The 18,985-nt window shown below is 49.7% G+C and carries 17 protein-coding genes and 1 pseudogene; 10 read left to right on the top strand and 8 right to left on the bottom strand.

Annotated elements, in window-relative coordinates:
* Window positions 1–122: 122 nt before the first annotated feature.
* From trmA to FXF61_RS10550, 4 genes are all read right to left on the bottom strand, one after another.
* Window positions 123–1,211, bottom strand: coding sequence for a tRNA (uridine(54)-C5)-methyltransferase TrmA (gene trmA / locus FXF61_RS10565; protein ID WP_151185231.1), 1,089 nt, complete (start codon window positions 1,209–1,211; stop codon window positions 123–125).
* Window positions 1,211–2,503: an NCS2 family permease gene (locus tag FXF61_RS10560; RefSeq protein WP_151185230.1), complete on the bottom strand. Its 1,293-nt coding sequence runs from the start codon at window positions 2,501–2,503 to the stop codon at window positions 1,211–1,213. Before FXF61_RS10560 ends, trmA begins: the two co-directional genes overlap by 1 nt.
* A 153-nt stretch (window positions 2,504–2,656) precedes the next feature.
* Window positions 2,657–3,472 (bottom strand): Crp/Fnr family transcriptional regulator, encoded by an 816-nt coding sequence (locus FXF61_RS10555; RefSeq protein ID WP_151185229.1) that lies wholly within the window; start codon window positions 3,470–3,472, stop codon window positions 2,657–2,659.
* A gap of 131 nt (window positions 3,473–3,603) precedes the next feature.
* Entirely contained in the window at window positions 3,604–3,957 is a 354-nt protein-coding gene (locus FXF61_RS10550) for a pentapeptide repeat-containing protein (protein ID WP_151185228.1), read from the bottom strand.
* 172 nt (window positions 3,958–4,129) lie between these two features.
* Here FXF61_RS10550 and cpdA point away from each other — a divergent pair, with 172 nt between their 5' ends.
* The 9 genes from cpdA (at window position 4,130) to FXF61_RS10510 (ending at window position 13,529) form a co-directional block, all read left to right on the top strand.
* Window positions 4,130–4,936, top strand: coding sequence for a 3',5'-cyclic-AMP phosphodiesterase (cpdA, locus tag FXF61_RS10545; protein WP_151186080.1), 807 nt, complete (start codon window positions 4,130–4,132; stop codon window positions 4,934–4,936).
* Between the two features lie 107 nt (window positions 4,937–5,043).
* Window positions 5,044–5,664 (top strand): YqiA/YcfP family alpha/beta fold hydrolase, encoded by a 621-nt coding sequence (locus tag FXF61_RS10540; RefSeq protein WP_151185227.1) that lies wholly within the window; start codon window positions 5,044–5,046, stop codon window positions 5,662–5,664.
* A gap of 11 nt (window positions 5,665–5,675) precedes the next feature.
* The gene (gene parE / locus FXF61_RS10535; RefSeq protein WP_151185226.1) at window positions 5,676–7,571 is read left to right on the top strand and encodes a DNA topoisomerase IV subunit B; all 1,896 of its coding nucleotides are present in this window, start codon (window positions 5,676–5,678) and stop codon (window positions 7,569–7,571) included.
* Window positions 7,572–7,632: 61 nt separating this feature from the next.
* Window positions 7,633–9,885 (top strand): DNA topoisomerase IV subunit A, encoded by a 2,253-nt coding sequence (parC, locus tag FXF61_RS10530; protein WP_151185225.1) that lies wholly within the window; start codon window positions 7,633–7,635, stop codon window positions 9,883–9,885.
* 70 nt (window positions 9,886–9,955) lie between these two features.
* On the top strand, window positions 9,956–11,074 hold the full coding sequence (locus tag FXF61_RS10525; RefSeq protein ID WP_151185224.1) for an ABC transporter permease: 1,119 nt from the start codon (window positions 9,956–9,958) through the stop codon (window positions 11,072–11,074).
* 2 nt (window positions 11,075–11,076) lie between these two features.
* Window positions 11,077–11,367 (top strand): ATP-binding cassette domain-containing protein, encoded by a 291-nt coding sequence (locus FXF61_RS14985; protein WP_218571799.1) that lies wholly within the window; start codon window positions 11,077–11,079, stop codon window positions 11,365–11,367.
* A 47-nt stretch (window positions 11,368–11,414) separates the two neighbouring features.
* Window positions 11,415–11,846: an ATP-binding cassette domain-containing protein gene (locus tag FXF61_RS14980; protein WP_371921490.1), complete on the top strand. Its 432-nt coding sequence runs from the start codon at window positions 11,415–11,417 to the stop codon at window positions 11,844–11,846.
* Window positions 11,843–12,799, top strand: coding sequence for an MlaD family protein (locus tag FXF61_RS10515; RefSeq protein ID WP_151185223.1), 957 nt, complete (start codon window positions 11,843–11,845; stop codon window positions 12,797–12,799). The genes FXF61_RS14980 and FXF61_RS10515 overlap by 4 nt, the downstream gene beginning before the upstream one ends.
* 4 nt (window positions 12,800–12,803) lie before the next feature.
* On the top strand, window positions 12,804–13,529 hold the full coding sequence (locus tag FXF61_RS10510; RefSeq protein ID WP_256663406.1) for a membrane integrity-associated transporter subunit PqiC: 726 nt from the start codon (window positions 12,804–12,806) through the stop codon (window positions 13,527–13,529).
* Window positions 13,530–13,611: 82 nt separating this feature from the next.
* Here FXF61_RS10510 and FXF61_RS10505 read toward each other — a convergent pair whose 3' ends face one another.
* Window positions 13,612–15,006, bottom strand: a complete 1,395-nt coding sequence (locus tag FXF61_RS10505; protein ID WP_151185222.1) for a HAMP domain-containing protein — start codon at window positions 15,004–15,006, stop codon at window positions 13,612–13,614.
* Between the two features lie 176 nt (window positions 15,007–15,182).
* On the opposite strand from FXF61_RS10505, the gene serB reads away from it, so the two are divergent.
* The gene (gene serB, locus FXF61_RS10500; RefSeq protein WP_218571797.1) at window positions 15,183–16,400 is read left to right on the top strand and encodes a phosphoserine phosphatase SerB; all 1,218 of its coding nucleotides are present in this window, start codon (window positions 15,183–15,185) and stop codon (window positions 16,398–16,400) included.
* A 58-nt stretch (window positions 16,401–16,458) separates the two neighbouring features.
* Here serB and FXF61_RS10495 read toward each other — a convergent pair whose 3' ends face one another.
* From FXF61_RS10495 to FXF61_RS15320, 3 genes and pseudogenes are all read right to left on the bottom strand, one after another.
* Window positions 16,459–17,568, bottom strand: a complete 1,110-nt coding sequence (locus FXF61_RS10495; RefSeq protein ID WP_151185220.1) for an NADH:flavin oxidoreductase — start codon at window positions 17,566–17,568, stop codon at window positions 16,459–16,461.
* A 512-nt stretch (window positions 17,569–18,080) separates the two neighbouring features.
* Window positions 18,081–18,299 carry a cold-shock protein gene (locus FXF61_RS15325; RefSeq protein WP_256663540.1) on the bottom strand — a complete coding sequence of 73 codons (219 nt, stop codon included), beginning with the start codon at window positions 18,297–18,299 and terminating at the stop codon, window positions 18,081–18,083.
* A 60-nt stretch (window positions 18,300–18,359) separates the two neighbouring features.
* A pseudogene (locus FXF61_RS15320) lies at window positions 18,360–18,650 on the bottom strand (cold shock domain-containing protein membrane protein); the annotation flags it as partial.
* Window positions 18,651–18,985 lie beyond the last annotated feature (335 nt).

Genomic DNA, 18,985 nt, shown 5'->3' with positions numbered 1-18,985 from the left:
CCGAGGTTGCGCCCGCTTTTCGATGTACCGCTTCGACCTTAATTCATCCTATGCGACTTCAGTGCGCTCCATTGGCCTGCTTATTTAGATGGCAAGAAGCGCGCAAGGTAAGTGTTCTAGGGCTATCTGCGCTCCAGCAACACACCACTTTCCATATGATCCGTCCACGGAAACTGATCAAATAACGCAGTCTTAGTCACGCGGTGGGTATCGCTAAGTTGACGGATATTATCGGCTAAGGTGTCTGGGTTGCAGGAAATATACAGAATGCGCGGAAAACGGCGGATTAACTCGCAGGTGTCATGATCCATACCCGCACGTGGCGGATCAACAAACACCGTACCAAACTGATAGCTGTCCAAATCAATATTGGCCAGACGACGAAACTCACGTACTTTATTTAAAGCTTGCGTCAGCTCTTCAGCAGATAAGCGCACCAACTCAATATTGCTGATTTTATTATCCGCTAAGTTCGCCAGCGCAGCGTTTACTGAGCTTTTGCTGATTTCTGTGGCCAACACTTTGCGCACGCGGGTAGACAGCGGCAGAGTGAAGTTGCCGTTACCGCAATACAGCTCCAGCAAGTCGTCCGGCTGCTCGCCAAGTGCCTCATAGGCCCAGTTCAACATATACGAATTGACTCTGCCGTTGGGTTGGGTAAAGGCACCTTCTGGTTGACGGTAGCTGAATACTCGCCCACCAACCGTGAGCTCCTCAATCACATAGTCACGGCCAATCACCGTGCGCTTGCCGCGTGAGCGGCCAACAATGCTTACTTGCAGCTCTGCTGCTAATTGTTCGGCTGCCGCTTGCCAAGCGTCATCTAAAGGGCGGTGGTAGCACAGCGTGATCAAGGCTTCACCCGATAGCGTGGTTAAAAACTCCACCTGAAACAGTCGTTCTGACAATGCTTCACTGTTCTGCCAAGCGTTTTTTAAGCGCGGCATCAGTTGATTAATCATCTTGCTGGCGATGGGGAAGTCTTCAACGAAAATCGGCGTGCGATTATCGCCTGGGGCAAACATCGCATAGTGACGCTGCCCTTCTTCACGCCACAAACGAAACTCCGCACGCAAACGATAATGTTGCGCGGCTGAGGCAAACACCTGTGGCTCTGGCGCATCAAATTCGCTAAGCAAGCTTTGTAAGCGCACTTGCTTAGCATGCAGTTGTTGTGCGTAAGCTTCTGGGGAAAAGTCAGTGTGTGGCATCAGGCAAAGAAACCCAGTTTGATAATAAAGAGGGTGGATAAAACCCACATGGCGCCGTTGAGGTCTTTCCAGCGTCCGCTGAGTAATTTAATTGCGGTCCAGCTGATAAAGCCAAAGGCGATGCCGTTGGCAATCGAAAACGTCAGTGGCATGGCTAACGCTGCGACTACAACGGGCGCTGCGACGGTCATATCATCCCAGTCAATTTTAGCCAGACCGCTGGTCATCAGCACTGCCACAAAGAACAAGGCAGGCGCGGTGGCGTAAGCTGGGATCGCTGACGCGAGTGGTGCAAAAAATAGACTCAGTAAAAACAGCGCTGCGACTACACAGGCGGTCAAACCAGTGCGGCCACCAGCAGCGATTCCAGCAGCAGATTCGACAAAGCTGGTGGTGGTTGAGGTGCCCATGCACGCACCCGCCATGGTTGCGGTGCTATCTGCTAATAACGCGCGACCTAAGCGTGGCATATTGCCGTCTTTATCAATTAGGTTGGCGCGTTGGGCAACACCGATCAGCGTGCCTGAGGTGTCGAATAAATCAACGAATAAAAAAGCGAAAATCACACTGACCAAGCCCACATCAAGCGCACCTGCGATATCCAATTGCATCAGTGTTGGCATCATGCTGGGTGGCATGCTGACCACGCCGTTCAAGCTGGAAATGCCTAAAGCAATGGATACTCCAGTGACTAACAGAATGCCGATCATCACCGCACCGGTGATTTGTCGGTAGGCCAGGGCAACAATCACGGCAAAGCCCAGTGCTGCGAGAATAGGTGCCGGTTGCGCTAAGTCACCGAGGGCAACCAAGGTGTCATTATTGCCGATAACAATCCCAGCGTTTTTCAGCGCAATTAACGCGAGAAACAAACCAATCCCAGCGCTGATTGCTGAGCGCAGCGGCATCGGGATGCTATTGATAATCCACTCGCGAATTTTGAAAATCGACATGGCGAAAAACAAAAAACCAGAAATAAACACTGCACCTAACGCCACTTCCCATGAATAGCCCATGGTGCCGACGACTGTGTAGGTGAAGAAGGCATTGAGCCCCATGCCCGGTGCGAGGGCGATTGGATAGTTGGCGACCATCCCCATAATGGCTGAGCCAATTGCTCCAGCTAAACAGGTGGCGACAAACACTGCACCGTGATCCATGCCGATTTCAGCCAGCATATTGGGGTTTACAAAGAGGATGTAAGCCATTGTCAGGAAGGTGGTGATACCTGCCATGACTTCGGTACGAAAGGTGGTGTTGTTGGCTTGCAACTGAAAGAGACGTTCCAGCATGGGATTAACTGCTCGCGAAAAACGCGGATAATAACAGTCTATGTCTGAAAATGCAGGCGTTTTGCTTGGCTGCTGTCTGCTATTTATGCTGTGAGGGTGGTTGTGCTGTGTAGGTTGTATAACAGGTGCGGTTAGCTGGCAGTTGTTATTGGCCTAGGGTGCCGCTTGAGTTTTGATTGTGCGACGTAAACTGGTGATTTCTTTATTCATCAGGTCGATGCGACGTGCCATGCTTTCAATTAAGCTATGGGCAATGCGCGGATTACTGTGCATGAGACTGAGGAACTGATCTTTAGGAATCACCATCACTGTGCAGGGTTCGCTGGCAATTACTGTGGCATTGCGGCGCTCTTCAGTAAAGACTGCCATTGCACCAAAAATTTCATCTTTTTCAACATCACCTACTTTTTCATCGTTAACCCAAGCTTCGGCGTGCCCTTCAATAATAATAAACACGTGTTCAGCAAGGTCGCCTTGATGAATAAGCTCTTCACCGGCAGCAAAGCTTTGGAAGCCCGTGGATGGGCGAACTTCAGGTTGTTTTAGGCGGGCTAAAGCGTCCGTGAGCAGTGCTGAGTGACCTAACAGGTACAGAGTAAATAACTCTTGGCGCTCATCACTGTTGGCGATGTGCTGAAACATTTCACGACGCGAGAAGGGCAATAAGCGTATTGTTTCTTCGCTGGAATACTCGCAGTCAGGAAGCTCTAGAGCCAAGCCTTGACGCAAGCCCAGTAAGTCGCCTTCTTGTAAATAAAACAAAGGACGCTTGTCAATGGAGGCATGTATTAAACCGCTATCGATGATAAACAGCTGATTGTCAGGTAGGCGCGTGGCTAAGTTAGCGCATTGAGTTATTTCTATAGGTGCGCTAAACGGCTGTAAACCATCGATTAATTGGCGAGGAATGGCTTGCAGACGGTTTGTTAGCTTGTCGGCATATGCCGGTTGCTCACCCAATAGATACATAAGTTAAACGTTCCTAGACTAACGACAAGAAGCTTTATTAAAACACTAGTCTGCATAGCTAATGAAGTAAATCAATATATCTGCAGACTGTGAGCTGGCGCAATATGCAGTACGATATTGTAGCTGTTGCGCTATTTTTCTTGGCAGCGCATGCGTGTTCCGGTTGTTAAAGAGAGCAGCACTTCCTCGGCGCGTAAATTGTCTGCAAAATAGCAGCCTGATATTTTAGCGCGATTGATGCTGGCGCCTTCGAGTTGTGCTGCGCGAAAATCGATACCGCGTAAATCGCAACTGCGAAAGTACGCATCGCGAAAATCAATCCCTGCTGCATCCAGCCCGCGTAAATTTAAGCCACGCAAGTCAGCGCCTTGTAAGTTAAGTACGCCTGCGTCTAAGTATTGAGCCTTTTGCAGATTAAAATCGTCGACTTTTTCTTCACTAAGCAACTGAAATAATGGGTGCTCGAGTTTTCTTGGCCTGCTCATACTTGTTCTCCCTATAAAGCCAGTTAGGCTTGAGTATAGATCCTATTGCTGCGGGTTGGGCAGTGAGGTGAATTTTTAGTGATTGTGAGCCAGTCCCCTTGTTTTATTTGCTCTATATGAGAACTGTACGCATAATTATTCAAGTCTAAATCAATGGAGAGGGGCCTGCGTGATGGAGCCCTTGGATACAATACCTTATGTTACGGTGGTACAACTGTCAGACAGTCATCTGTTTGCAGATGTAGACGGCCGTTTGTTGGGTATGCAAACCGATGACAGCTTGCAGCAAGTGATGAGTGCTGTGATTGCTGAGCAGAGCAACATTGATTTATTACTGTGCACGGGTGATATCTCGCAAGATGGCTCTATCGTCTCCTATCAACGCTTTGCTGAGACGGTAAAAACGTTGGGCGCGCCCATGCGTTGGTTTGCCGGTAACCATGATGAACGCTTAGCGTTGCAGCAGGTGTGTGCTGAAACAGATTGGCTGCAAGCTGTTTATGATATTGGTGCGTGGCGCATTGTGCTGCTGGATTCATCTGTTGCTAACAAAGTTTATGGCATGCTGGCTGAAGATCAGCTTACTCTTTTAGAGCAAGCTTTAGCGAGTGCGGGCGAGCGCCATGTGCTGATTGGCTTGCATCACCATCCAGTGCCCATTCACAGCTGCTGGATGGATAAAATTGGCCTGCACAATGCTGCACAGTTGCTGTCGATTGTCAGTCGCCACAGCAATGTTAAAGCAGTCATTTGGGGGCATGTGCACCAAGAGTTTGATCAGCTGATCAATGGTGTGCGCTGGCTGGCTGCGCCTTCTACCTGTGTGCAGTTTGCTCCGCGTAGCGATGATTTCGCAGTGGATGACAAAGCGCCAGGCTATCGCTGGTTACGTTTGTATGAAGACGGCCAGTTGCAGACTGCTGTCTCGCGTGTTGAAAATATTGATTTTGAAATTGATTACAGCATCAAAGGCTACTGAAGTGTTGTATGTACACTGAGTCAGTGTTTTTCTGTTTATATGACGAGCTGCGCACTTATCCAGACATGATGCTATCCTAATCGACTGTATTTAATCTGTAGAAGTGTATGCGTAACAGTCCAACTGTAGTTTATATCCATGGCTTTAATAGTTCGCCTGCTTCATTCAAAGCCCAGCGTTTGCGCCGTGCTTGGTTGCAGCTGGGTTTGCCTGAAGAGCACCTGCTGATTCCTAAGTTACACCATCATCCCAAGCAGGCGCTTGCACAGCTGCAAGAGGCGATTGCTCAACTTGGACAGCCGGTTTTGATCGGCAGTTCGCTGGGCGGCTTTTATGCGACTTACTTGGCTGAGCAATACCATTTAAAAGCCTTGCTGATTAATCCCGCAGTGGCTCCGCAGCACCTGTTTGATGGCTTCTCTGCCGAGCAAGAAAATCTTTACAGTGGCGAGCGCTGGCAGCTCACCGACTCGCATTTGCAAAGTCTTGCTGCGCTAGAGGTTGCAGCGCCCGCTGATGCTCAGCGCTTTTGCGTGTGGTTGCAAAGCGGTGATGAAACGCTAGACTACTGTTTGGCTGAACAGTATTATCACGGCTGCGCTGTACAGATTGAACAGGGCGGTGATCATAGTTTTCAGCGCTTTACTGAGCACCTTCCAGCATTATTTACTTTTGTCGGTGTTGCACCTTCAGCCCTGCAATCACTCAATCTTTCTGCTTTAGAGTAACTACATTACCCATGACTAATTCGACCTATACCGCTGATGCCATTGAGGTTCTATCTGGGTTAGATCCGGTGCGTAAGCGCCCAGGGATGTATACCGATACGACGCGCCCTAATCACTTGGCGCAAGAAGTGATTGATAACAGTGTGGATGAGGCATTGGCCGGCCATGCGCGCAATATTCAAGTGATCTTGCATACAGATCAATCCCTTGAAGTGATTGATGATGGACGTGGTATGCCAGTGGATATTCACGCTGAAGAAGGCATTCCAGGGGTTGAGCTGATTTTCACCCGTTTGCATGCCGGTGGTAAGTTTTCTAGTAAAAACTACGAGTTCTCCGGCGGTTTGCACGGTGTAGGTATTTCCGTGGTGAACGCGCTTTCAACATTACTTGAAGTGCGCGTGCGCCGTGGTGGTCAAGAGCATTTCATGACCTTTCGTGATGGCTTTAAAGCCAGTGAGCTAGAAGTGATTGGCACGGTCGGTCAGCGCAATACCGGTACCAGTATCCGTTTTTGGCCCGATGCGCAGTATTTTGATACTGGCAAATTTTCTGTCAGCCGCTTAAAGCATATTTTAAAAGCTAAAGCTGTGTTATGCCCTGGGCTGACGGTGAAGTTTGAGGATAAAAACTGCGCTGAAAACATCACATGGTTCTATGAAGATGGCTTGCGCTCCTATTTGACGGATGCTGTGGCTGAGTTTATCAGCCTGCCAGAGGAGCCGTTTTGTGGTCAGTTCGCGGCTAAAACTGAGCGGGTTGATTGGGCGGTAGTGTGGCTGCCAGAAGGCGGTGAGTTGGTACAAGAAAGCTATGTCAACTTGATCCCAACTGCGCAAGGTGGCACTCACGTCAATGGTTTTCGTCAAGGCTTGTTGGATGCGCTGCGTGAGTTCTGTGAGTTCCGTAACCTGCTGCCACGCGGGGTCAAGCTGGCACCGGATGATATTTGGGAGCGCATCAGCTTTGTCTTATCGATGAAAATGCAAGAACCGCAATTTTCCGGGCAAACCAAAGAGCGTTTATCCTCGCGCACAGCGGCAGGCTTTGTCGCCGGAGTGGTGAAAGATGCCTTTAGCTTATGGCTCAATGCCAATTCTGAGCAGGGTTTGCAGTTGGCAGAATTGGCCATTAGCCATGCCGGGCGCCGCTTGAAGGCGGGGCGTAAAGTTGAACGTAAGCGCATCACTCAGGGCCCTGCTTTGCCGGGTAAACTGGCAGATTGCGCCGGTCAAGACCCAATGCGCGGTGAGTTGTTTTTAGTCGAAGGGGACTCAGCTGGCGGCAGCGCTAAGCAGGCGCGCGATAAAGAGTTTCAAGCCATTATGCCGTTGCGCGGGAAGATCCTGAATACCTGGGAAGTGGACGGTAGCGTCGTGTTGGGCTCGCAAGAAGTACACGACATTGCCGTGGCTATAGGTGTTGATCCAGGTTCGACAGATATCAGCCAGTTACGCTATGGCAAAATTTGTATTTTGGCCGATGCTGACTCTGACGGCTTACACATTGCCACTTTATTATGTGCACTGTTTATGCGTCATTTTAGGCCCCTCGTTGAGGCTGGGCATGTCTATGTCGCGATGCCACCGCTGTATCGCGTGGACCTGGGCAAAGAGGTGCACTACGCCCTGGATGATGATGAGTTGGAAAGCATTCTGGCACGCTTACAGGCGGAGAAAAAACGCGGCAAGCCGCAAGTTACCCGTTTTAAGGGCTTGGGTGAAATGAATCCGCCACAGCTGCGTGAAACCACCATGGACCCCAACACCCGTCGCCTCGTACAGCTGACGCTGGATGATTACAGCGGTACGCAAGAATTAATGGATATGCTGCTGGCAAAAAAACGTGCCGGTGACCGTAAAGCTTGGCTGGAAAGCAAAGGTGATTTGGCACAGGTGCAAGTTTAATGCGCCCGTTTCACCCTGTTTATACTGTTTTAACCGCAAACCTATTCGATAGAGGCTGTGCATGACGCAATCTTTGGATTTAAGTCTTGAGGGCGTTGAGCGCCGCTCAATGGCAGAGTTTACCGAGCAAGCCTATTTAAACTATTCCATGTACGTGATCATGGATCGGGCCTTGCCGCATATTGGCGATGGCCTGAAACCGGTACAGCGCCGCATTATTTATGCCATGAGCGAGCTGAATTTAGATGCCGATTCCAAGCATAAAAAATCAGCACGTACGGTTGGTGATGTGCTGGGTAAGTATCACCCGCACGGTGATATCGCCTGTTATGAAGCCATGGTGTTAATGGCGCAGCCGTTCAGCTATCGTTATCCGTTGGTTGATGGCCAAGGTAACTGGGGTGCGCCGGATGACCCTAAATCCTTTGCCGCGATGCGTTATACCGAAGCACGTTTAGCCCGTTACTCGGAAGTGCTGCTCACTGAGTTGGGGCAAGGTACGGTCGATTGGATTGCAAACTTCGACGGCACTATGAATGAACCAGCGGTATTGCCGGCGCGTCTGCCCAACTTGTTGCTCAATGGCACCACTGGAATTGCCGTGGGCATGGCCACCGATGTGCCACCGCATAACTTGCGAGAAGTAGCCGCTGCTTGTGTGTTGCTGCTGGATAAACCGAAATCCACCTTGGATGATGTGTGTGAGCATATCCAAGGCCCCGACTATCCGACCGATGCAGAAATCATCACCTCGCGTGAAGATATTAAAAAGATCTATCAAAACGGCCGTGGCTCAGTGCGCATGCGCGCTGTGTATCATGTCGATGATGGCGATGTGGTGGTGACTGCACTGCCGCATCAGGTTTCCGGCGCTAAAGTCATTGAGCAAATCGCCGCGCAAATGCAAGCGAAAAAGCTGCCAATGGTGGCGGATTTACGCGATGAGTCCGATCACGAAAACCCCTGCCGTATTGTTATTATTCCACGCTCCAACCGTGTCGACCCTGCTGAGTTGATGCAGCATCTGTTTGCCACCACTGACTTAGAATCCAGTTATCGGATCAATACCAACGTGATTGGCCTTGATGGCCGTCCGCAAGTCAAGGACCTGCGCAGCATGCTGGTTGAATGGCTGGTGTTTCGTGTGGAAACGGTACGCAAGCGTCTGCAGTTTCGTCTTGATCGGGTCGAAAAACGTCTGCACTTATTAGAAGGCTTACTGATTGCCTTTTTAAATTTGGATGAAGTGATTGAGATCATCCGCACTGAGGAGCACCCCAAAGCGGTGTTAATCCAGCGCTTCGGTATCAGCGAGATTCAAGCCGATTACATTCTTGATACGCGCTTGCGTCAATTAGCGCGCCTTGAAGAAATGAAAATCCGTGGTGAGCAAGACGAGCTAGCCAAAGAGCAAGCAAGCCTGCAAGCCTTGCTCGGCAGTGAAACCAAGCTGAAAAACTTGGTGCGTAAAGAGTTGATTGCTGATGCTAAAACCTACGGTGATGATCGCCGTTCACCACTGGTTGAACGCGGTGAAGCGAAGGCTTTATCAGAAACAGATTTAGTACCCGCTGAGCCCGTCACTGTGGTGATGTCTGAGCAAGGCTGGGTGCGCAGTGCCAAAGGCCATGAGATTGATCCAGCCGCATTGTCCTATAAAGCCGGTGATGGTTTTAAGCATGCGGTACAGGGTCGCTCCAACCAGTTTGTAGTGTTTTTAGACAGCAGCGGCCGCAGTTACTCCTTGCCTGCGCACACTTTACCGGCTGCACGTGGCCAAGGTGAGCCGCTGTCAGGGCGTTTAACGCCACCTGCTGGCGCAACCTTTGAATGCTTACTGATGCCTGCTGATGAGCAGCTGCTAGTGCTCGCCTCTGATGCAGGCTATGGTTTTGTGGTCAAAGGCGAAGACATGCAGGCAAAAAATAAAGCCGGCAAAGCCTTAATCACCCTGCCAAAAGGGGCGCGGGTATTGCCACCTAAGGTGCTCCATAGCTTTGAGGAGGATTGGTTAGCAGCAGTCACCAATGAAGGCCGTTTGTTGGTATTTAAAGTGTCTGACTTGCCGCAACTGAGCAAAGGTAAAGGCAATAGATTGATTGCTATTGCCACCGATCGAGCAGCTAAGCGGGAAGAATGGCTGATTGATTTTGCCGTATTAACGCCGCAGTCAACCTTGGTTTTAGTTGCTGGTAAACGTACCTTATCGCTTAAGTTCAGTGACCTAGAGCACTACCAAGGTGAGCGTGGCCGACGTGGTAATAAGTTGCCTCGAGGCTTTCAGCGGGTGGACGCGTTACGCATTGAACCGTAAAGTGGTCTGTGTCTGACAATGATCTGTTGTTGATCATGATGCTACCCAGTAGCTATTAAAGGATAAGCAGATGAATAAGGCACCGTCATTAGAATGGGATCACAGTGGCGCGGCATCCGTGCTGCTGGTGACGGGCAACTGGACTTTAGAGCAACGTAAGCCTGAGCTCAATGAAGTCTGGCGTCAGGGTGGACGCTTGCCTGAGCAGTTAGCTGTGCGCGTAGTTGTTGATACTTGGGATAGTAGCTTGCTGGCCTTATTGCGCCGCCTCCAGCGTTTGGCTACCGAGCAACGTGTTGCGCTTGATCTGTTGGGCTTGCCCGATGGTGTTGAACGCTTACTAGAAATGGCTGCCAGCCCGTCAACGCAAGCACAAGAAGCGGCTAAGCCCGATTATGGTTGGGTTTCACGTGTGGGGCTTGCCGCACAGAATGCTGTGCGGGCAGTGGTCAACTCATGCACCTTTATTGGGGAAGTGATGCAGGCATTGGGGCGCTTGCTGGCCGGCAAAGCGCGTATGCGTATGCTCGACTTCTGGATGGCGTTGCAGCAGTGCGGCCCGGGTGCGTTGCCGATTGTTGCCCTGATAGCCAGCCTAGTTGGTTTGATTCTCGCCTTTGTTGGTGCCGCACAGCTGGAGGCGTTTGGCGCACAGCTTTATATTGCCAATATGGTTGCTATCGGTATGACCCGTGAAATGGGTGCGCTAATGACTGCGATTATTATGGCTGGCCGCACCGGTGCTGCCTATGCTGCAGAATTAGGCAGTATGCAGGCCAATGAAGAAATTGACGCACTAAAAACCTTTGGCTTTCCACCGCTGGAGTTTTTGATCCTGCCTCGCTTACTGGCTTTGCTGGTGAGTATGCCGCTGTTAACGGTATTTGCCGATGCCTTGGGTATTTTTGGCGGTTTTGTGATTGGTTCAGGCTTGTTTGATATTTCTGCTACGCAATACATTAACCAAAGCTTGGAAATGCTGAGCATGACCGATTTTTTAATTGGTTTATTTAAGAGCTTGGTGTTTGCCGTGTTGATTGGCCTGATTGGTTGTTATTACGGCTTGTCTTGTGGGCGCAATGCTCAAGCTGTGGGGCAGGCTACCACCAATGCTGTGGTCAGTATTATTGTTGCGCTGGTGATCAGTGATGCCTTGATTACCCTCATTTGTACACAGCTAGGGATCTAAGCATGAGCGATGCCATATTGGTTGCAGACAACCTCAGTGCCGGCTATGGCTCGTTGGTGATTCAGCGTGACCTTAACTTTAGTATTAAAAAGGGTGAGGTTTTTGTCATTATCGGTGGCAGTGGCTGTGGTAAAAGCACCGTGCTACGTCACTTAATTGGGTTGCAAGCCCCCTTGGCTGGGCGTGTACTCTTTCAGGGTGAAGACTTTTGGGCACGTGATGCCGATAGCCGTGCTAATTTGCAGCAGCATTTTGGTGTGCTTTATCAAAACGGTGCGCTGTGGGGGGGATGACCTTAAGGGAAAACATTTGCCTGCCTTTAAGTGCTTGGCGACCGGAGTTGAGCCAAGCCGATTTGCATGAGTTAGCAGCGATTAAGCTGGCCTGGGTAGGCTTAACAGGCTGTGATCAGCTGTACCCTGCTGAGTTGTCGGGTGGTATGCGCAAGCGTGCGGCGCTAGCTCGTGCCTTGGCATTAGACCCGCAGGTGTTGTTTTTTGATGAGCCTTCAGCGGGGCTTGATCCGCTTAGTTCGATGGCACTGGATGAGTTGATTTTGCAGCTGCGTGATAGTCTAGGCTCTAGCATTGTTCTGGTCACCCATGAACTACCCAGCATTTTTGCTGTGGCGGACACCTGTTTATTTCTAGACAATGCAACGCGTACGCAAATAGCTTTGGGCTCACTGGATGAGTTATTAGCGCATGGCCCTGAGACAGTACAACGCTTTTTACGGCGTGGCGAAACTGCAGCACATGAGGTAGCAAGATGACTGAGTCGCGTAAACCTTTTCTTATTGGTGCTTTTTTGCTCAGTGGCGTAGCACTGCTGGCGGCTGGGCTGCTGGTGCTGAACCGCGACCACCTGCTCAGTCGCCCTGTTGAATATGTGGTGTACTTTACCGGAGCCTTGGATGGCTTAGACGTGGGTGCCGACGTCACTTATCGTGGAGTTAAGATTGGCAATGTCTGGCAAATTAAATTGTCCTATGACCGTTCGCTGAATGATGTGGTGATGCCGGTGACTATTCGCATTAACACGGACAGCGCGCGTGGTAGCAATACTGATCGCGGCTTTGATCGCTCCATTGAACCTTTAATTCAACGGGGGCTGCGCGCGCAGTTGCAAACCCCCAGTTTGTTGACCGGTAAAGCCATTGTCGCTTTAGATTTTTTTCCTGGTCAACCAGGTTATATTCGCGATCCGCATGCCATCGATTTGCCAGCCATTCCAACCGTTCCGTCGCGTATTGATCAGATTTCTGACGTGCTGCGCAATTTAGCCGATGGCTTACGTGAAATGCCGCTAAAAGAAACCTTAGAAACGACCAATAGAACACTGTTGGCTTTTGAACGCTTGGCATCTGCTCCTGAAACCCAGGCTGCAATTCAGAGTTTGAGTGCGTCTTTGCTTAATTTTGAAAAAATCAGTCAGCAATTACAACAACGCCTGCCAGGAATGTTGGATAATGTAGAGAGTGGCAGCGCTGAGCTCAAAGCAGCTTTGGTTGATGTGCGTCATGCTGCACAAAGTGCTCGTGATGCGTTGCAACAAATGGACGGTCTGGTCAGTGATGGCCGTCGTAGTTTAGGGCCGCAATCAGAATTACAATACGAATTGTTGCAGTCTTTACAGGATTTGGGGCAAGCCAGTAAAGCATTGCAGCGCACTGCGGAAAGTATAGAACAGCAGCCGCAATCGATTATATTTGGCAAGAAACGGTGAATAAATGAAACAGTTAATGCGCTTGCCATTGGGTATAGCCATGCTAGGCGTTCTAGTGCTAGGGGCAGTGGGTTGCAGTGTTGCGCCGCCCGCGCAATTTTATCAATTACATCAAGCTGAAACGACTGTAGCAAGTGGTAAAAGTAACGCCACGGTCTTATTGGGACCGCTAAAAATTGCTGATTACTTGCAGCGTGAAAATGTTATCCAGCGCAAGCTTGACGGCAGTTTAAGTTTGAGCCAAGAGGCGCGTTGGGCGGGTAGTTTGCAAGATGATATTGGACAGTTATTGTTGCGCCAGATCTCCTCTGAGTTAGGCAGTAGCCGTATTTCTCTATACCCAGACCGCGTGGGTATGAAGGCGCAAGCGCAAGTGGTGCTCAGCATCAGTCGCCTAGACTCTGGTGTGGAGCAGCCCGCAGTATTGGAAGCACAATGGCGTTTGCTGGATGCTAAAGGCACACTGCGTAACAGTCGCGTGTTGCGTTTTGAAGAGCCGCATAACGGTGAGTTAAGCGATCAGGTGCGTGCCCAGAGTGACTTGCTGGGACAGTTGTCTAAACAGTTGGTAAGTGCATTACAAAAGGCGCTGCCCAATCACACCGTCAAGAAAGACACACGCAAGTCCAATGCAACCACCCGCAATGAAAAACCTGCAACGGAGCAGGGTGAGCAAATTAATATTCCAGTGGTAGAGCCGGTGCGTGAGCTTGAGGTGTATCGCTTTTAAAGCTGTCAAGTGATTGCAAAACGCACACCCAAGCCGTTGCAGTGGTTACGCACAAGAGCGCGGGTTATGGGTGTGCATACTGCTAGCTTAGACTCTGTTTCTGTAAAGTATGCAGCTGGTTTTGCAGTAAAGTTGGATACGGATTAAGCAGTGTTTCTAAACAGCAAGCATCAGCTGGTTGAGTTATCGGGCGAATCCGTGAGCAGGCAACAATACTGCTATGTTGGGCTAAACTGTCGCTGAGCAGTAATAAGTTGCGGCTGTGCTGGCTGAGGCTGAGAGCAGTTTGCGCACTCTCACTGAGTAGCAGCTCGCCCAGTGAGATATTTTTAGCGCTGGGTCCTTCACTCAAACCCAGTTGTATATGCAAAGCAATACCACTGTCCGCCACTTCGATCTGTAACGCATGGCCAAAGGCACGTAAAAGTTCGCCGCAACAGAGTGCATTGCGTGGATATTCATCATGTTCAGAGTGAAATGTAATTAAACTGCGGCCGTCAGTTAAAGCATGCAATTGTCCACCGTAGAGTGATGCTGAATACTGAACAGCATGACGGTATTTCTTTGTTAATTGATTAAAGCGCTCGCTCGGTAATTGCCGCAGTTGTTCCATACTGCCAAATTCTACGGCGAGGACAGCTGTGCGCAAAGTTACTGGTTGCGCGGCATAAGGGCGCACTGTATCTAATGTGCTGAGAGGAATAGTGTCGACGAGATGCTGGAAAGGCTCTGTGTGCTCATCTGCTACTGGAACTGTTGTGGCAGGTGTTGTTGCTGGCTCTTGTGCTGAGTCTTGTGCAAGCTGCGCGGTGGGGGCTGATGCTGTTTGTGTATCCTCGATAAAATATTGATTAAGTTGTCTAGCTAATAAGCCTATTTCATCGGAACGCTTAATAAAAGGTGCTGGTGGTGCTGGATTGATCAGCCAATTGCTCAAGCTTTGCAAAGGTACGGATAGTGAGCGCGCTAAACGTACTGATAAAATCAGAGCCAGTACCAGTAAAATGAGGCCCAGTACAGCCATGTTTTGCATGCTGGTGGTGAGCGGTTGTTGCAGTTTTTTGATGTCAATATGCAAATGCAGGGAGCCGGCAACTACATCCTCAAAAGAGAGCTGTTGTGAGTACAGGTTATGCGTGTCGTTGCTTGCTTTAGGGCGTTTACCGGCCTCGGCAAGGATACGATTATCAACACTGTATAGCGCTGCGTGTGAGACGTAAGGGTTGTTAGCTAGATCGCGTAATAAAACAGCAACGCTGAGTGTGTCATCAGCAGATAACGCACCTTCAGCAACGCTTCGTGTTTGCTGCAGTAAGCTTTGCCCTAGCGCATCGGCTTGTTGCTGCACAGACCATTGCAACTGGGTATGCACCAGCCATGCAAATGCGAGTAGGCTGGTTGCAATAATTAAAAAAACATAGCCTGTGATTCGCGAAGCAATACTGGAGCGTCGAGAATGCGTTGAATCAAGCGCCATAGACAATATTTTCCATTATAGAAGTGTTTAAAAACAAAAAACGACGGGTCAATTCATTGTTTGTGACGACAACAGCGGTAAAGTATAACGGGCGTAAAACATAGAACAAGCAAAAGGACTGCACGTTAAGCGATTAAATGGCTAGAATGAGTCTTTTTATCTGCGGAGAAAGCACCGTGCGCGAAATTGTCCTGATTAACATCACAGGTGAAGACCGTCCGGGGTTAACCGCCGCCATTACTGGCGTGCTGGCACACAGTGGTGTAAATATTTTGGATATTGGTCAAGCTGTTATTCATAACACCTTGTCATTTGGTATTTTGGTTGAAATTCCAAGTACTGAACAGGCCTCAGCAGTGCTTAAGGATATCCTCTTTACCGGCTACAAGCTTGATCAGCAGGTACGCTTTACCCCTGTCTCAGAAGAGGACTACCGCCAGTGGGTGGCAGGGCAAGGTAAAACCCGTTACATCGTCACCTTGCTCACTCGACAGGTCACTGCCGAACAGTTACAACGGGTGAGTGCGATCACTGCGCAGTACGGTTTGAATATTGATCATATTGACCGTTTGTCGGGGCGTATGCCGCTGGATACGCCAGAAAGCCAAGGCAAAGGCTGCATTGAATTTTCAGTGCGTGGTGAGCCTGCTGATGCAGTCGCCTTACGCGCGGAGTTTTTAAGTGTGGCGCAAGAGTTGAACGTCGACATTGCTTTTCAGCGCGATACGGTGTTTCGCCGCAATCGACGCCTTGCTGTGTTTGATATGGATTCCACGCTAATCGAAGCTGAAGTCATTGATGAGCTTGCTAAGGCGGCCGGTGTCGGTGAGCAAGTAGCGCAGATTACTGAGCGGGCGATGCAGGGCGAATTGGACTTTAAAGCCAGTTTTAGAGAGCGTTTAGCACTGCTCGAAGGTCTATCGGAAGATGTGCTGGAAGAAATTGGAGCATCGTTGCGTCTGACCGAAGGCGCAGAGATGTTATTTACTGAGCTCAAGCGTCTGGGTTACAAAACTGCGATTTTATCGGGTGGTTTCACCTACTTCGCCAAACAGTTGCAAGCGCGTTTAGGTATTGATTATGTCTATGCCAATGAATTGGAAATTGTTGACGGTAAGCTCACCGGTCGCGCCATTGAGCCGATTGTTGATGCCCAGCGTAAAGCCGACCTGCTGCGCGAGTTGACCGCACTAGAAGGCTTGCGCTTAGAGCAAACCATTGCTGTAGGTGATGGCGCTAATGACTTGCCAATGCTGGGTTTAGCTGGCTTGGGTGTGGCGTTTCGTGCCAAGCCAATGGTGAAAAAATCAGCGCGCCAAGCCATTTCGACATTGGGTCTAGATGGTATTTTATACTTGTTGGGTTACCGTGACCGCGAAGGTGCTGACGAGTAGTCTAGTGCTTTGGGTTATTTGCTGTGCGGTGCTGAGCCTGCACAGCAAATAGATCAGCTTAAGACAGACTGCCTAATGCATTGCGGCTGAATGGCAAAATTTCATCTTGGCGGCCATCGCGTACTTTTGCCGCCCATTCTGGGTCGACCAGTAGCGCACGCCCTACTGCGACTAAATCAAACTCCTCAGCGCTAAAGCGCGCCAATAACGCATCTAAACTGGCTGGCTGCGCCACTTCTTTGGTGTTGGTCATAAAGCTGGTGAACTCACTGCCGTCTAAACCAACGCTGCCTACGGTAATGGTTGGCTTACCAGTGAGTATGCGTGTCCAGCCGGCAAGATTAAGGTCTGATTCTGCAAACTCAGGTTGCCAGAAACGACGGGTTGAACAATGGAAAATATCAACACCGGCATCACTTAAAGGCTGTAAGAAGGCTTTGAGCTCGTCAGGAGTTTGTGCCAGACGTGCCGTGTAGTCTTGCTGTTTCCATTGTGAGTAGCGAAATACGATGGGGAAGTTGGGGCCGACAGCAGCACGCACCGCTTGAATAATTTCCACGGCAAAACGGCCGCGCTTGGCCATACTGCCACCGTAATCATCTGTGCGTTGATTGCTGCCTTCCCAAAAAAACTGATCAATTAAGTAGCCGTGTGCGCCGTGAATTTCAACGCCATCCATGCCGATGGTTTGCGCATCCTTAGCTGCCTGGGCAAAGGCTGCAACTACGTCATCAATATCGGCTTGTGTCATGCCGTGGACGATTTTTTTGCCGTCTTTATGCTTTGTCATCGGACCATAACCGGGCACGCTGGCATCTGGCTCCGTACCTAAACGACGCACATTGCCCACATGCCAGAGCTGCGGCATGATTTTACCGCCTGCCGCATGCACTGCTGTTACTACGTTTTTCCAGCCATTTAGAGCATCGTCACCATAAAAGCGCGGCACATTGGGGTAACCATTGGCTGCGCAGTGATTAACCGTGGTGCCCTCGGTGATAATAAGGCCCACGCCAGCAGCTGCACGCTTGCTGTAATACTCTACAACCTGAGCGTTAGGAACGCCGCCCGGTGAGAATGAGCGCGTCATTGGTGCCATCACAATACGTGTTGGCAGCTTTAAAGAACCGAGCTGAAAAGGCTTAAACAATTGCTTTGAATCATTCATTAAATGCTCCAGTCGTTTTTGTAAAATAATGGGCAGGTGTTTTGTTTTGAGTCATAAAGCGACCTGATACATGTCCAAGGTATCAGATACGTTGTCGCTAAAGCCACGCTCTAATCGAATTTTAAGTGTGAGGCCAGCTCGATTCGTGCACGTATTATTGCCGAAGGGGCGAATGGCCTGACCACACCAAAAGCTGACGATATTCTTAAAGCAATAAAGGCATTACCATCGTGCTTGATGTGTCACTGTGTACTGCGGCCTTTATTACCGCGTGTACACGTATCTTAGAAGCGCGAGAGCTGCGCGGGTTGTACCTGTAACAGTTGCTGTGGCGTTGGTGCTAATAAAAACCCACGTACTCACGGGTATTTTATCTGCTGCTTGTATTCTGTGAGTCAGGTTAGATATTGCAAACTGCTGTGGGTCTGATTGTGCATTGAGCACAAAAAAGCCTGCAGCAATGCAGGCTTTTAATGTGTGGCGTAGATGATGCGGTTGCTGCGCTCGCTATGTTATTCCGGTAGCGCAGCGATAACATCTTCGGCTTGTAAGCCTTTCTCGCGGTCCATTACCGTGAACTCAACACGCTGACCTTCCACCAAAACGCGGTGACCTTCGCCGCGAATCGCACGAAAGTGCACAAAAATGTCATCTCCGCTGTCACGGGAAATAAAACCAAAACCTTTTGAGGTGTTAAACCATTTAACTGTACCGGTTTCACGATCGCTCAGGTCTTGTGACAGAGGTGTGCTTTTAGTGCTGACTTTGCGCAGGTTCAACGCCAAGTGCAGCACCACCGCGGCCAATAAGGTGATAAGGCTTAATAGCGCGTTGTTAATTGTATCTGTACCGCTGAGCATAAATACAGCTTGCATAGCGGCTGCTATAACGATTAAGGCAGAAGCAAGGCCTTGTAGTTGACGACGGCCACCTCGTGCCCACGTGGGTAAAACAGGTGCGATTAATAAATTAGCTAAAGCAAATGAAGCGAGCAGCAAAGCTGCAGCTGGATTATTACTGGCCAAAATAAGAGACACAAGCAGGGCGCTAACACCGGTTAATAAATGGATAGTTTTCAACATATGCAATGGACTCACCTTAATAAGAATCACAATAATAAAAGGACCGACTACACGTACAGCGTTCAATATGAGGCGCGCTGCTGTCGTGACCAAACACCGGCGGAAAAACCGTAGGCGCTATCCGTGTATTAAACAGCAAACACGGCGTTGACTCAAACAACTAAAGTCGCCAAGCAGCTCTCATGCCGCAAAGATTGAGAACACGAGCCCAGATTAAAGTTGCACAGTCGCTAAGACCTCTACATTAAGCGTCTATTATGCAAACTGTCATCCAGAACTAGCTGCTTATGTGCTACGACATGGCATAGCCGCCAGCGCTGTTAGGCTATATAATC

Source organism: Pseudomonas sp. C27(2019) (assembly GCF_008807395.1).
Classification (GTDB): Bacteria; Pseudomonadota; Gammaproteobacteria; order Pseudomonadales; family Pseudomonadaceae; genus Denitrificimonas.
This window is presented reverse-complemented; position numbering and strand designations above follow the sequence as displayed.

What these genes read in the sequence shown, in the direction of transcription:
- trmA (WP_151185231.1), bottom strand. Translation starts at nt 1,211, where the DNA reads ATGCCACACACTGACTTTTCCCCAGAAGCTTACGCACAACAACTGCAT.
- FXF61_RS10560 (WP_151185230.1), bottom strand. Translation starts at nt 2,503, where the DNA reads ATGCTGGAACGTCTCTTTCAGTTGCAAGCCAACAACACCACCTTTCGT.
- FXF61_RS10555 (WP_151185229.1), bottom strand. Translation starts at nt 3,472, where the DNA reads ATGTATCTATTGGGTGAGCAACCGGCATATGCCGACAAGCTAACAAAC.
- FXF61_RS10550 (WP_151185228.1), bottom strand. Translation starts at nt 3,957, where the DNA reads ATGAGCAGGCCAAGAAAACTCGAGCACCCATTATTTCAGTTGCTTAGT.
- cpdA (WP_151186080.1), top strand. Translation starts at nt 4,130, where the DNA reads ATGGAGCCCTTGGATACAATACCTTATGTTACGGTGGTACAACTGTCA.
- FXF61_RS10540 (WP_151185227.1), top strand. Translation starts at nt 5,044, where the DNA reads ATGCGTAACAGTCCAACTGTAGTTTATATCCATGGCTTTAATAGTTCG.
- parE (WP_151185226.1), top strand. Translation starts at nt 5,676, where the DNA reads ATGACTAATTCGACCTATACCGCTGATGCCATTGAGGTTCTATCTGGG.
- parC (WP_151185225.1), top strand. Translation starts at nt 7,633, where the DNA reads ATGACGCAATCTTTGGATTTAAGTCTTGAGGGCGTTGAGCGCCGCTCA.
- FXF61_RS10525 (WP_151185224.1), top strand. Translation starts at nt 9,956, where the DNA reads ATGAATAAGGCACCGTCATTAGAATGGGATCACAGTGGCGCGGCATCC.
- FXF61_RS14985 (WP_218571799.1), top strand. Translation starts at nt 11,077, where the DNA reads ATGAGCGATGCCATATTGGTTGCAGACAACCTCAGTGCCGGCTATGGC.
- FXF61_RS10515 (WP_151185223.1), top strand. Translation starts at nt 11,843, where the DNA reads ATGACTGAGTCGCGTAAACCTTTTCTTATTGGTGCTTTTTTGCTCAGT.
- FXF61_RS10510 (WP_256663406.1), top strand. Translation starts at nt 12,804, where the DNA reads ATGAAACAGTTAATGCGCTTGCCATTGGGTATAGCCATGCTAGGCGTT.
- FXF61_RS10505 (WP_151185222.1), bottom strand. Translation starts at nt 15,006, where the DNA reads ATGGCGCTTGATTCAACGCATTCTCGACGCTCCAGTATTGCTTCGCGA.
- FXF61_RS10495 (WP_151185220.1), bottom strand. Translation starts at nt 17,568, where the DNA reads ATGAATGATTCAAAGCAATTGTTTAAGCCTTTTCAGCTCGGTTCTTTA.